Origin of the sequence: Conexibacter arvalis, assembly GCF_014199525.1 — a bacterium.
Taxonomy (GTDB): domain Bacteria; phylum Actinomycetota; class Thermoleophilia; order Solirubrobacterales; family Solirubrobacteraceae; genus Conexibacter; species Conexibacter arvalis.
The window spans coordinates 79,451-91,726 of sequence record NZ_JACHNU010000001.1 but is presented as its reverse complement, the minus strand read 5'-3'; the positions used below and the strand labels follow the sequence as shown (position 1 = coordinate 91,726).

Annotated in this window: 11 protein-coding genes; 8 read left to right on the top strand and 3 right to left on the bottom strand. The window is 72.7% G+C overall.

The features are described 5' to 3' along the window. The first annotated feature begins 9 nt into the window (after positions 1-9). From BDZ31_RS00480 to BDZ31_RS00465, 4 genes are read left to right on the top strand one after another with little or no spacing between them, the layout of a single operon-like run. A complete protein-coding gene (locus tag BDZ31_RS00480; protein ID WP_183337931.1) occupies positions 10-1,194 on the top strand; it encodes an ABC transporter ATP-binding protein in 1,185 nt (394 codons plus the stop codon). 19 nt (positions 1,195-1,213) lie between these two features. Continuing rightward, on the top strand, positions 1,214-2,482 hold the full coding sequence (locus tag BDZ31_RS00475; RefSeq protein WP_183337929.1) for an ABC transporter substrate-binding protein: 1,269 nt from the start codon (positions 1,214-1,216) through the stop codon (positions 2,480-2,482). A 2-nt stretch (positions 2,483-2,484) separates the two neighbouring features. Then, positions 2,485-3,345: a carbohydrate ABC transporter permease gene (locus tag BDZ31_RS00470; protein WP_183337927.1), complete on the top strand. Its 861-nt coding sequence runs from the start codon at positions 2,485-2,487 to the stop codon at positions 3,343-3,345. Between the two features lie 4 nt (positions 3,346-3,349). Beyond that, positions 3,350-4,189, top strand: a complete 840-nt coding sequence (locus BDZ31_RS00465) for a carbohydrate ABC transporter permease (protein ID WP_183337925.1) — start codon at positions 3,350-3,352, stop codon at positions 4,187-4,189. Here the strand turns inward: BDZ31_RS00465 and BDZ31_RS00460 are convergent. Continuing rightward, positions 4,170-5,639: an AMP-binding protein gene (locus BDZ31_RS00460; protein ID WP_183337923.1), complete on the bottom strand. Its 1,470-nt coding sequence runs from the start codon at positions 5,637-5,639 to the stop codon at positions 4,170-4,172. The genes BDZ31_RS00465 and BDZ31_RS00460 overlap by 20 nt on opposite strands. Positions 5,640-5,735: 96 nt before the next feature. Then, complete coding sequence (locus BDZ31_RS00455) at positions 5,736-6,365, bottom strand: TetR/AcrR family transcriptional regulator (RefSeq protein ID WP_183337921.1); 630 nt, start codon at positions 6,363-6,365, stop codon at positions 5,736-5,738. Between the two features lie 143 nt (positions 6,366-6,508). On the opposite strand from BDZ31_RS00455, the gene BDZ31_RS00450 reads away from it, so the two are divergent. Genes BDZ31_RS00450 through BDZ31_RS00435 form a run of 4 tightly spaced genes read left to right on the top strand, consistent with a single transcriptional unit; the run spans position 6,509 to position 11,247 of the window. Continuing rightward, entirely contained in the window at positions 6,509-7,684 is a 1,176-nt protein-coding gene (locus tag BDZ31_RS00450) for a thiolase family protein (RefSeq protein ID WP_183337919.1), read from the top strand. 44 nt (positions 7,685-7,728) lie between these two features. After that, a complete protein-coding gene (locus BDZ31_RS00445) occupies positions 7,729-9,210 on the top strand; it encodes an AMP-binding protein (protein ID WP_183337917.1) in 1,482 nt (493 codons plus the stop codon). Continuing rightward, positions 9,207-10,070, top strand: a complete 864-nt coding sequence (locus BDZ31_RS00440; protein ID WP_183337915.1) for an SDR family NAD(P)-dependent oxidoreductase — start codon at positions 9,207-9,209, stop codon at positions 10,068-10,070. Before BDZ31_RS00445 ends, BDZ31_RS00440 begins: the two co-directional genes overlap by 4 nt. Before the next feature lie 28 nt (positions 10,071-10,098). Beyond that, positions 10,099-11,247, top strand: a complete 1,149-nt coding sequence (locus BDZ31_RS00435; protein ID WP_183337913.1) for an alpha/beta hydrolase family protein — start codon at positions 10,099-10,101, stop codon at positions 11,245-11,247. Positions 11,248-11,311: 64 nt separating this feature from the next. Here the strand turns inward: BDZ31_RS00435 and BDZ31_RS00430 are convergent, their stop codons facing one another. Continuing rightward, positions 11,312-12,169: an enoyl-CoA hydratase gene (locus BDZ31_RS00430; RefSeq protein WP_183337910.1), complete on the bottom strand. Its 858-nt coding sequence runs from the start codon at positions 12,167-12,169 to the stop codon at positions 11,312-11,314. Positions 12,170-12,276: the final 107 nt, after the last annotated feature.

Genomic DNA, 12,276 nt, shown 5'->3' with positions numbered 1-12,276 from the left:
GCAGGCGGCATGGAGTCGATCGTGCTGCGCGAGATCGTCAAGGAGTACACGCCCGGCGTCCCGGCCGTCGACCGGCTCGACCTGGAGATCGAGAGCGGCGAGTTCGTCGTGCTCGTCGGCCCGTCCGGCTGCGGCAAGTCGACGCTGCTGCGGCTGATCGCCGGCCTCGAGCAGCCGACGTCGGGCAGCGTCGAGATCGCCGGCCGCGACGTGACCGGGATCTCCGCGCGCGAGCGCGACATCGCGATGGTCTTCCAGAACTACGCCCTCTACCCGCACATGACCGTGCGCGCCAACATGGGCTACGGCCTCAAGGTCCGCGGGATGAGGAAGCAGGAGGTCGCCGCGCGCGTCGAGGAGGTCGCGCGCATGCTCGGCCTCGAGCAGCTGCTCGACCGTCGGCCGGCGACGCTTTCGGGCGGCCAGCGCCAGCGCGTCGCGATGGGCCGTGCGATCGCGCGCAGACCGCAGGTCTACCTGATGGACGAGCCGCTCTCCAACCTCGACGCGAAGCTGCGCGTCTCGATGCGCGCCGAGCTCGACCGGCTCCACCAGCGGCTCGGGGTCACGACCGTCTACGTCACGCACGACCAGGTCGAGGCGATGACGCTGGGCCAGCGCGCGGCCGTCCTGCGCGCCGGCGTGCTGCAGCAGTTCGACACGCCCCAGACGCTCTACGCGAGACCGGTCAACGCCTTCGTGGCGGCCTTCATCGGCTCGCCGGCGATGAACTTCGCGATCGGCGCGCTGGACGGCGGCGAGCTCGCGTTCGCCGGCTTCCGCGTGCCGCTTCCCGAGGGGCTGCGGCCCCCGGTGCGAGACCAGGAGCGCGTGCTCGTCGGGCTGCGGCCCGACGCGCTGCAGGACCCGCGCTTCGCGCCCGCCGACGCGGTGCGCGTGGAGGTCGAGGTGGCGGTGCGCGAGGAGCTCGGCCACGAGACCCTGCTGTTCCTGCCGGTCGCGTGCGAGGCCGGCGACGCCGCGGCGATCCGCGCCGTCACCTTCGAGCCGGATCAGGGCGCGACGTCGCTGACGCCCGACGGGCGCAGCCTCTTCTGCGCCCGCGTCGGCGCCGGGTTCCCGGCGCCGGTCGGCAGCACCGCGACGCTGGCGCTGTCGCCCGCGTCGCTCACGTACTTCGACCTGTCCGACGGGAGCCGGATGGAGTCGCGCGGCACCACACAGGTTCACTGACGTTCAGAGGAGTGGAGTGATGACGAGAGGTGTGAGGAGGCTGCTCGCGCTCGGCGCGGCGGCGACGGTCGCGCTCGCGCTCGGCGCGTGCGGATCGAGCGACGACGGAGGCAGCGGCGGCGACGGCGGCGGGACGCTCAGAGTCGCGGCCCCCGTGCTCGGCCCCAAGGGCCCCGACAATCCGCTCAACGTGCTGGCGCGCAGATTCGAGAGCGCCAACCCCGGCACGAAGGTCAGAGTCACGATGACCTCGTATGAGCAGTACGACCCGACGCTGCGGGTGCAGATCAGCGGCGGCCAGCCGCCGGACGTGATCCAGAACGCGATCGGCTACGGCAGCTCGACGTCGACGCTGCCGCTGGCGAGAGCCAACGCGCTCGCCGACCTCAGCGACTCGCCGTGGGCGAGAACGCTGCCGGAGAGCCTCAGAGAGACGCTCGGCTTCGACGGCAGGGTCTTCACGCTGCCGGGCGTCTACACGATCATCGGCGCCGTCTACAACAGAACGGCGATGGAGGCCGACGGGGTCAGGCTGCCGACCAGCTACGACGAGCTGCTGACCCTCTGCAGAGACGTGCGGGCGAGCGGCAAGACGCTGATCGCGCTCGGCGGCCTCGTCGACTACAACATCCAGAACCTGATCTTCACGCAGGTCGCCGCGACCATGTCCGACGAACCGGACTTCGCGCAGCGGCGGCTCGACGGCGAGGTCACCTTCTCCGAGTCGCCCGGCTGGCTGCAGGCGCTCGAGCAGCTGAAGGAGATGGACGAGACCGGCTGCTTCGGCGACGACCCGGCGGCCGTCTCGGTCGACGCCGCCGACCAGCGGCTCGCGACCGGCAAGTCCTACATGGGGATCGGCCTGATCGACCGCGTGCCCGCGATGGAGGCGCTCAACCCGAGAGCGAGATTCGGGCTCGCGCCGATGCCCGGCGGCAGCGCCGACCAGACGCGCGTGCCGGGCGGCGCGGTGCTCGGCTTCTCCGTGCCGGCGAGAGCGAAGCAGGTCGAGCTGGCCAAGCGCTTCGTCGACTTCGCCGCCGAGCCGGAGAACGCCGGGCCGCTGCCGGCGGTGACCGGTGACGGCGGGCCGCCGCAGCTGCCGCCGTACGCGAGCCAGGTGCAGCCGCTGCTCGAGGAGGAGCGCGTCGTGCCCTTCCCCGACTCGCTGTGGCCGAGCCCTGAGGTCTCCGCCGCGATGCGCACCGGCATGCAGGGGATGCTCAGCGGGCAGGGCGACCCGAGAGCGATCCTGAAGAGCATGGACTCGGCCTGGTCGTCGGACTGACGATGCGCCGCGCACGCGTCCCGTGGCTGTTCGTCGCGCCGGCGCTCCTGCTGTACGCCGCGTTCTACCTCGCGCCCACGTTGCTGGGCGCGGGGTACGCGTTCACGGACTGGAACGGCCTGGAGTCGCCGAGCTTCGTCGGCCTCGACAACTTCTCCCGGATCTTCGGCGAGGCCGAAGGGCTCGGCGCGCTGCGGCACACGCTCGTGCTGTGCGTGCTCTACGTCGTGGCGGTCAACGTCGTCGGCCTCGGACTGGCCGTCGGCCTGCACGGCGCGCTCAAGACGAGACACGTGCTGCGGGCGCTGTTCTTCGCGCCGGTGGTCGTCAGCCCGCTGGCGGTCGCCTACGTCTGGAAGTTCATCCTCGACCCCGAGGGCCCGCTCAACAGAGGGCTGGAGGCGATCGGCCTCGGCACGCTCGCGCAGCCCTGGCTGGGCAAGCCGGCGACCGCGACGGCCGCGGTGCTCGTCACGATGGTGTGGCAGTTCTCCGGTTGGAGCATGGTGATCTACCTCGCGGGCCTGCAGTCGATCCAGGCCGAGCTCTACGAGGCCGCCGAGATCGACGGCGCCGGCACCTGGCGGCGCTTCGTCGACATCACGCGCCCGCTGCTGCTGCCGGCGCTGACGATCAACGTGAGCCTCTCGCTGATCGCGGGTCTGATGGTCTTCGACCAGGTGATCGCGCTCACCGGCGGCGGACCTGGCACCGCGACCGAGACGATCGCGACGCAGGTCTACGAGCAGGCGCTCGTCAACGGCAGATTCGGCTACAGCGCCGCGATGGCGCTGACCCTGGCGGTCGCCGTCGGGACGCTGTCGTTCGTGCAGATGCGCGCGATGCGCCGACAGGAGGGATGAGCGGATGAACCGCTACACGAAGCTGACCGCGATGCGCGAGCTGAGCTTCTGGGTCGTCGGCGCGATCGTGCTCGCGCCGCTGTACGTGCTGATCGTGCTGTCGCTCAAGACCAAGCAGGACGCGACGGCCTCGCCGTTCGGGCTGCCGACCAACCCGACCTTCGAGAACTACACGAGAGCGTGGAGCAGCGGCGGCGCGACCGGCGTGCCGTTCTCGACGGCGCTCTTCAACAGCGTCTTCACGACGGTCGTCGTCGTCGCCGTGCTGATCGCGCTGGCGGCCCCCGCCGGCTACGCGATCGCGCGGCGCACGTCGCGCCTGTCGAACTGGATCTTCGCGCTGTTCGTGGTGGGGATCATCCTGCCGATGCAGCTCGGGCTCGTGCCGCTGTTCGTCTTCGTCGGCAGACTCGGGCTCAGCGGCACGCGCCTGTCGCTCGTGCTCGTCTACGTCGGCGTGCTGATGCCGCTGGCCGTGTTCCTCTACGCGACCTTCTTCCGCGCGCTCCCGCGCGACTACGAGGAGGCCGCGGAGGTCGACGGCGCCTCGCACGTGCGCGCCTTCGTGCAGATCGTGCTGCCGCTGATGCGGCCGATCACCGGCACCGTCGCGATCCTCTGCGGGCTGGCGGTGTGGAAGGACTTCTTCATCCCGCTGGTCTTCGTCAACGGGACCGACAACGTCACGCTGCCGGTGGCGATCTACTCCTTCGTCGGCCAGAACGTGACCGACTGGAACCTGATCTTCGCCAGCATCGTGATCGCGATGGCGCCGGTGCTGATCGTCTACGTGCTGATGCAGCGCTACGTGCTGAGGGGCTTCGTCACGGGCGTGCGCGGCTGACGGCGGCGGCCCGCAGCGCGGCGCGGCGGACCTTTCCGCTCTCGTCGCGCAGCGGCTCGCGCACGAGCTCGTAGCTCGACGGCACCTTGTAGCGCGACAGCCGGTCGCGCAGGTGCTCGTCGAGCTGCGCGCTCGTCAGCTCGGCGTCGGTGCGCACGAGCGCGTGCACGACCTGGCCGAGGTCGGGATCGGGCAGGCCGATCGCGACCGCCTCCTGGACGAGCGGGTGGGCTTCGAGGGCGTGCTCGACCTCGGCGGGGTAGATGTTGGCGCCGCCGCGCAGGATCAGGTCCTGGCGGCGGTCGGCGAGGAACAGGTAGCCCTCCTCGTCGACGTGGCCGAGGTCGCCGATCGACTCCCAGCCGTCGGCGCCTCGGCGCGCCTCGGCGCCGAGGTAGCGGTAGGTCGGCGGGGCGTCGGGACCGGGCCGCATGAAGACCTCGCCGACGACGCCCGGAGCCGCCGGTGCGCCGTCCTCGTCGAGGATCGCGATCTCGCCGAGCACCGTGCGGCCGACCGAGCCGGGGCGACGGCGCCACTCGGCGCCGTCGATCGTCGTCAGCGCCTGACCCTCGGTGCCGCCGTAGTGCTCGAGCACGGTGGCGTCGCCGACCCAGTCCATCCACGCGCGCTTGACCTCGGGCGGACAGGGCGCCGCCGCGTGCATCACGGTCGCGAGCGAGCTGACGTCGAAGCGGGCGCGCTCCGCGGGGTCGAGCGCCATGATGCGGCTCATCATCGTCGGCACCAGCAGCACGTAGGAGGCGCTGTGGCGCTCGATCTGCGCGAGCGTGCGCACGGGGTCGAAGCGGCTGCTGAGGACGACGTGGTTGCGGCGCAGCAGCGCGTTGGCGACGAACCCGAACGGAGCGTTGTGGTCGAGCGGCCCCGGCACGACGACGCAGTCGTCGGTCGGCAGGCGCAGGATCCGCCCGAGGCCCGGGTCGTCGGGGTCGACGGTCGCCGGCGCGGTGCTGACGATCACCTTCGGGCGGCCGGTGCTGCCGCCCGAGGTCGGCGCCTTCCAGGCGGTCGCGACCGCCTCCAGGAAGGCGGCCGGGATCGGCTCCGGCGGCTCGCCGACGGCGTCGAGCGACACGACCGCGGGCCCGTCGACCGGGACGGTCGCGCCGGGCGCGACGACGATCGCCGCGGGGCCGGTCAGCTCGAGGATCGCGGCCAGCTCGCCGGCGGCGATCCGCGCCGACAGCGGCTGCGGCGTCGCGCCCAGCATCAGCGCGCCGAAGGTCGCGGCGACGTAGTCGTGCTCGTTGGGCAACACGATCGAGACGTAGTCGTCCTGTCCGACGCCCGCGTCCTGGAGCGCCTGCGCGACGGCGGCGCAGCGGCGCAGCAGCTGCGTGCGCGTCCAGGTCGTCTCGTCGACGGTCACGGCCGGCAGCTCGGGGCCGGCGTCAGCGGCCGCCGCCAGCGCGGCGGGCATCGGCATCGATGGCACGGTCTTTCCTCTCACCTGCGATTGGCGGGCAAAAGCTAACGGATGCTAACCAGGCGGGCAAGGCGCCCGCTTGGGGCCTCCCCGGCCTCAGAGCGGTTGCAGCGCGCCGTGCGCGGCCTCGAACGCCCGTTGGGCCAGGCGCTCGCGGTCGAGGCTGTCGCCCATCCGGATCATGAAGTGGATCAGGCCCTGCGCGCCGAGCGCGAGCGCACGCGCCTCGGCCTCGCTCAGCTCCGGCCGCGTCTCGACGATCAGGTGGCTCCACTCCTGCAGGATCAGCCGCATCTCGCGCCTCAGTCGCTGCTGGTCGGGCGGGTCGAGGTGCGCGAAGTCCGCTCTGCCGAGCGGGATCACGTGGCGCACGTGGAAGGCCGCCTCGACCTGCGAGCGCAGGAAGGCGGCCAGCTGCTCCTGCGGCGGTCGCGGCTCGGCGAGCGCCTCGTCGATGTGCTCGCGCACGCGCTCGAGCGCCTGCTCGATCACGGCCGCGAGGATCGCCTGCTTGCTCGGGAAGTGCTTGTAGACCGCCGGGCCCGAGATGCCCGCGGCGTCGCCGATCTCGTCGATCCCGACGCTGCCGTAGCCGCGCTCGTAGAAGAGCCGCGCCGCCTCTGCGAGCAGGATCTCGCGTCGTCTGCCGCGGCGCCGCACCGTTCTGCGAGTGTCGTCGGCGACGGCGATCTCTCCCTGCTGCGCGCTGTTCGCCTGCTCGGCCATGTCGTCCACCCTACTTCGGTCGCCGCGCGGAAGCGGCGCTAGTTCGTCACTGCCCGAGAGCTAGGTTAACGGTCGTTGACGTCGTATGCACCTGTTCGCTAGCATCGCCGTGTCATGACCCCCGGAGGACAGGAGCCCGCCGCATGAGCCTGCACGGCGAGGAGGTCGTGATCGTCGCGGCGGCGCGTACCCCGATCGGCCGCGGCCATCCAGAGCGCGGCGCGCTGCGCGACGTCCACCCCAACGAGCTGCTGGGCGCGGCGATGACGGCCGCCGTCGAGCGGGCGGGGATCGCGCCGCAGGCGGTCGACCTCGCCGTCGCCGGCTGCGTCAACCAGGTCGGCGAGCAGATGATGAACACGGCCCGCAACGCCTGGCTGCAGGCCGGCCTGCCGGTCGAGACGGCGGCGCAGACGCTCGACGCGCAGTGCGGCTCCTCCCAGCAGGCGGTCGGCGCCGCCGCGTCGTTGATCGCCTCGGGCGCCCACGACGTGGTGCTGGCCGCGGGCGTCGAGCAGATGAGCCGGATCCCGATCGACGCCGGCTGGCAGGCCGCCGCCGCGGCCGATCTCGGCACGCCGCTCCCGCCCGCGCTGCTGGAGCGCTACGAGCTGGCCGGACAGGGACTGGCCGCGGAGGCCGTCACCGACCTGTGGGGGCTGACGCGCGCAGAGCTCGACGCGCTCGCCCTGCGCTCGCACCGCCTCGCCGCGCGCGCCGCCGACGAGGGCCGCTTCGCGCGCGAGCTCGTGCCGGTCGCGACGCCCGACGGCGTCGTCGACGCCGACCAGGGCATCCGCCGCGACACGACGGCCGAGCGGCTGGCGCAGCTGCCGGCGGCCTTCCGCGCGGACGGCCGCATCACGGCCGGCAACTCGTCGCAGATCTCCGACGGTGCGGCCGCCGTGCTGCTGGCGTCGCGCAGGCAGGCCGAACGGCTCGGCCTGACGCCGCGCGCGATCGTCGTCGACCACGTGATCGTCGGGGTCGACCCGGTCACGATGCTGACCGGCCCGATCCCCGCGACGAGGCGCCTGCTGGAGCGCAACGGGCTGGCGGTCGGCGACGTCGACCTGTTCGAGGTCAACGAGGCGTTCGCGCCCGTCGTCGGCGGGTGGCTGGCGGAGGTCGGCGCAGAGCTCGACCGCACCAACGTCAACGGCGGCGCGATGGCGCTCGGCCACCCGCTCGGCGCGTCCGGCGCGCGGCTCGTGACGACGCTCGTGCACGAGCTCGAGCGCGCCGATCGCGAGCTCGGCGTGGTGACGATGTGCTGTGCCGGCGGTCTCGGCACCGGGACGCTGATCCGACGGATCTGAGCAGGACGGCGCACGGCGCCGACGAGAGAGAGACAGAGGGAGCGATGGGCCTGACGACGATGCAGGGCGCGGTGGCTGCGGCCGCCGCGGCGACCCCCGACGGGCCGGCGCTGACGGTCGACGAGGAGACCTTCAGCTGGCGCGAGCTGTGGAACCGCTCGGCGCAGCTCGCGCACGAGCTCGAGCGACACGGCGTCGAGCCGGGCGCGCTGGTCAGCCTGCTGCTCGGCAACTCGCGCGACTTCGTCACCGGAACGCTCGCGACGATGATGGTCGGCGCGACGCCCCAGCCGCTGTCGGTGCGACTTCCCGGGCCCGAGCGCGACGCCGTGCTCGCGGTCGCGCGGCCGGCGCTCGTGCTGGCGGAGTCCGCGGTCGAGCTCGACCTCCCGACGCTGCGCGTCGACGCGCTCGCGAGCGCCGAGGTCGACGTGCCCGAGCGCTTCCTGACGACCCGCTCGCCCTCCTGGAAGGCGCCGACCTCCGGCGGCAGCACCGGCCGGCCGAAGGTGATCGTCGCCACCCGCCCGGGCGAGCTCGACGCCGAGTCGGCGGAGGTCGGGCGCACGACGCGCCTGCCGATCGGCGAGGCGGTCGTGGTCCCCGGCCCGCTGCACCACAACGCGCCGTTCACGTTCGCGCTGATCGGGCTGATGCGGCGCAACCACGTGATCGTCAGCAGCCGCTTCGACGCGGCGAGAACGCTCGCGCAGGTGGAGCGCCACGGCGCCTCCTACCTGTACGTCGTGCCAACGATGATGAATCGGATCTGGAGACTCCCGGCGGTCGAGCGCGACGCGTTCGACCTGCGCTCGCTGAGGGTCGTCCTGCACACCGCCGCGGCCTGCCCGGCGTGGCTGAAGGAGGCGTGGTTGGACTGGCTCGGCGACGAGGTCGTGTGGGAGCTGTACGGCTCGACCGAGGGACACGCGAACACGATGATCAACGGCACGGAGTGGCGCACGCACCGCGGCTCGGTCGGCCGCGTGGTCGTCGGCGAGATGCGGATCCTGGGCGAGGACGGCCGCGAGCTCCCGCCCGGCGAGGTCGGCGAGATCTACATGCGCTCGGCGGCCCCGGCCTACCGCTACCTGGGCGCGGAGGCGAGGAGGATCGACGACGGCTGGGAGACGCTCGGCGACCTCGGCTCGATCGACGCCGACGGCTACGTCTACATCGCCGAGCGCCGCGTCGACATGATCGTGCGCGGCGGCAGCAACGTCTATCCGGCCGAGGTCGAGGCCGCGATCGAGCAGCATCCCGGCGTGCACGAGGCCGTCGTCGTCGGGCTGCCCGACGACGACCTCGGCCAGGTCGTGCACGCGGTGGTGCGCGCCGAGCCGGGCGTCTCGGACGAGGAGCTGACCGCCTTCGCCGCCGCGCGCATCAGCCGCTACAAGGTCCCCGCGACCTGGGAGCGGGCCGACGAGCGCCTGCGCGACGACGCCGGCAAGGTGCGCCGCTCGGCGATCCGCGAGCGCTGCCTGGCACGACGCGCCGGCTCCGGCGCGGAGGCGGTCCGATGAGCCCCGAGCTGCGGATCGCGACCCCCGCGGCGCCCGACCCGGCGCTGCCGCTGGCCGGCAAGGTCGCCGTCGTCACCGGCTCCGGGCGCGGCATCGGCAGAGCCGTCGCCGTCAAGCTCGCGAGCGCCGGCGCCCGCGTCGTCGTCAACGACCTCGAGGCCGAGCACGCGCAGAGCACGGTCGCGGCGGTCGAGGCCGTCGGCGGCAGGGCGCTCGCCGTGCCCGGCGACGTGCGCGAGGAGGGCTTCGGCGAGCGCTTCACGGGCGCCGCGATGGAGGCCTTCGGCGGCCTCGACATCGTCGTCAACAACGCCGGCTTCACGTGGGACTCGTCGATCCAGAAGATGACCGACGAGCAGTGGGAGACGATGGTCGACGTGCACCTGACGGCCTCCTTCCGCGTGCTGCGCGCGGCCGCCGTCCACATCCGCGCCCTGTCGAAGGCCGAGCAGGCCGAGGGGATCGAGAACTTCCGCAAGGTCGTCAACATCTCGTCGATCGGCGCCTACGGCGGGATCGCCGGCCAGATCAGCTACTCCGCGGCGAAGGCCGGCGTGATCGGCCTGACCAAGACGCTCGCGCGCGAGTGGGGTCGCTACCGCGTCAACGTCAACGCCGTCGCGTTCGGCGTGATCGAGACCCGCCTGACCGCCCCGCGCGGCGCGACCGCGCGGATCGGCGAGCACGAGATGACGATCGGCGCACCGCCCGACGCGTTGGCGGCCGTGCTGGAAGCCGCCCCGCTCGGGCGGGCCGGAACCGTGGAGGAGGCGGCCGGGTCGGTCTACCTGCTGTGCCTCCCGGAGTCCAACCACGTCAGCGGTCACGTGCTCGTCTGCTCGGGCGGCGCGTACGTCTGACGGTCCACCGCACCACAAGGAGAGGGACATGTCACAGCCGTTCGGGCGCGTGCTCGCGCTCTGCTTAACGCTGCTCGCAGCGCTGCTGGCGGCCGCCGTGCCGGCCGCCGCCGGCGACAGATCGGCCAGGCCGCGCTTCACCGGCCTGCTGGTCGACGCCAGACGCGCGCACGCGGCGCCGAGCGACGTCGTCGCGCACCGCATCAAGTACACCTCGACGACGACCAGAGGCGACCTGCGCCTCGTCAGTGGGCTGGTGCTCAAGCCCAGAGGCCCAGCGCCGAGGGGCGGCTGGCCCGTCGTCTCATGGGGGCACGGGACGATCGGCGTCGCCGACCAGTGCGCGCCGTCGCGGATGGACGACTACCTCTCCGACCCGGCGCTGCTCGCGTTCGTGCGGGCCGGCTACGTGGTCGCCGCGACCGACTACGAGGGCCTCGGCACCGCCGGCGTCCACCCGTACCTGATCGCCGAGAGCGAGGCGCGCGGGATGATCGACATCGTGCGCGCGGCACGGATCCTCAGCCCGCGGGCGTCGCGGTCGTGGTTCTCGGTCGGGCACTCGCAGGGCGGGCACGCCGCGATCGCGGCCGGCGGCGTCGCCAGCCGCTACGGCTTCGGAAACCTCGACTTCAAGGGCACGATCGCGTTCGCGCCGGTCTCGGACACCTCGCTGCTGGCCTACGAGATCCAGGACCTCAGCCCGTTCGTGCGCGGCCTCTGGACGATGATCCTGCTGGGGATCCAGACCCAGCATCCGGAGATCGACCTGGCCGACCACCTCGGCCCGACCGCGCTCTCGCGTCTCGACGTCGTGCGCGACGGGGGCTGCTACCTGGAGGCGATCGAGGCGATGTACGACCTGCCGGCCGAGGAGTTCAGAGCGTCGAGCACCGCGGCGGCCGACCAGCTCGCCGGCTGGCTGCACGCGAACGCCGTCCCGACCGAGGCGACGACGGAGCCGGCGCTGATCCTGCAGGGCGACGCCGACACGACGACGCCGCTGGAGGGCACCGAGTGGATCCAGGAGAGAGCGTGCACGATGGGCTGGACCTCGGTGCTGAGCGTCTATCCCGGCGCCAGACACCTCGACATCGTCGACCTCGGCATGAGCGAGGCGCTGGGCTGGATGCAGGACCGGCTCGACGGCAGACCGGCCGCGAGCGACTGCCCGTGACGGGAGCCTGAAGCGCCCGGGCCGGCGCGCGCCGCGCCGGCCCGGTCGCCGCCGCCGCCGCGGGTCAGGCGGGCGGCCGGCTGCGGCGCGCCTCGGCGCGGATCAGCTCGATCCCGGCGGGGTCGATGCCGGCGCCGTGCAGGAGCTGGTTGTGCGCGTGCGTCACGTGGTGCAGCGCGAACGCTCCCTGCAGCGCGGTCCAGAAGCCCTGCGCGTCCTGCGTCTGGTTGACCGACTGCTTCGCCAGCCGCACGCCGAAGGCCGGTCGCGCGGCGATCCTGGCCGCCAGCGCGAGCGTCGTCCGCTCGAGCTCGTCGCGCGGCACGACGCGGTTGACCATGCCCGCCGCCTGCGCCTCCTCGGCGCCGATCGGGTCGCCGGTGAACAGCAGCTCCTTCGCGCGCCGTGCGCCGAGCTCCCAGGGGTGGGCGAAGAACTCGATCCCGTTGACGCCAAACGCGGCGACCGGGTCGCTGAAGAGCGCGTCGTCGGCGGCGACGACCACGTCGAAGGGCCAGACCAGCATCAGGCCGCCGGCGATCACGCGGCCCTGGACCTGGACGATCGTCGGCTTGGGGAAGTTGCGCCAGCGCCAGCAGAGGCCGAAGAAGACCTCCGACTCGATCGCCATGAAGCCGTCCTGCCCGGGCTGCTCCCAGCCGCCGTGCTGGGTGACCGGCCGCTCCGTGTCGCTCGGAAGCCATCTGGCGGCGAGGTCGTGGCCGGAGGAGAAGTCGTCGCCGTCGGCGGCGACCACGACCACCCTGACGTCGTCGTCGTCGCCGAAGGCGCTCAGCGCGGCGTCGAGCTCGTAGAGCATCTGCTGGTCCTGGGCGTTGCGCCGCTCGGGGCGTGCGAGCGTCACGCGCCCGACGCCGTCCCCAGGGCGGTCGACCCGCACGCGCCCGTACTCGTCGTCCATCTCTCCTCCACTGCTGTGGGTGTGATGTCGTTAACTTTCGAGCCAGGCCGGCCCGATCGTGCCCACACGGTACAGGACCAGGCGAAGTCGCCTGGTCCTGTCTTGCG

Excerpts from the sequence above, each read along its gene's own strand:
- BDZ31_RS00480 (WP_183337931.1), top strand. The coding sequence starts at position 10 with ATGGAGTCGATCGTGCTGCGCGAGATCGTCAAGGAGTACACGCCCGGC.
- BDZ31_RS00475 (WP_183337929.1), top strand. The coding sequence starts at position 1,214 with ATGACGAGAGGTGTGAGGAGGCTGCTCGCGCTCGGCGCGGCGGCGACG.
- BDZ31_RS00470 (WP_183337927.1), top strand. The coding sequence starts at position 2,485 with ATGCGCCGCGCACGCGTCCCGTGGCTGTTCGTCGCGCCGGCGCTCCTG.
- BDZ31_RS00465 (WP_183337925.1), top strand. The coding sequence starts at position 3,350 with ATGAACCGCTACACGAAGCTGACCGCGATGCGCGAGCTGAGCTTCTGG.
- BDZ31_RS00460 (WP_183337923.1), bottom strand. The coding sequence starts at position 5,639 with ATGCCGATGCCCGCCGCGCTGGCGGCGGCCGCTGACGCCGGCCCCGAG.
- BDZ31_RS00455 (WP_183337921.1), bottom strand. The coding sequence starts at position 6,365 with ATGGCCGAGCAGGCGAACAGCGCGCAGCAGGGAGAGATCGCCGTCGCC.
- BDZ31_RS00450 (WP_183337919.1), top strand. The coding sequence starts at position 6,509 with ATGAGCCTGCACGGCGAGGAGGTCGTGATCGTCGCGGCGGCGCGTACC.
- BDZ31_RS00445 (WP_183337917.1), top strand. The coding sequence starts at position 7,729 with ATGGGCCTGACGACGATGCAGGGCGCGGTGGCTGCGGCCGCCGCGGCG.
- BDZ31_RS00440 (WP_183337915.1), top strand. The coding sequence starts at position 9,207 with ATGAGCCCCGAGCTGCGGATCGCGACCCCCGCGGCGCCCGACCCGGCG.
- BDZ31_RS00435 (WP_183337913.1), top strand. The coding sequence starts at position 10,099 with ATGTCACAGCCGTTCGGGCGCGTGCTCGCGCTCTGCTTAACGCTGCTC.
- BDZ31_RS00430 (WP_183337910.1), bottom strand. The coding sequence starts at position 12,169 with ATGGACGACGAGTACGGGCGCGTGCGGGTCGACCGCCCTGGGGACGGC.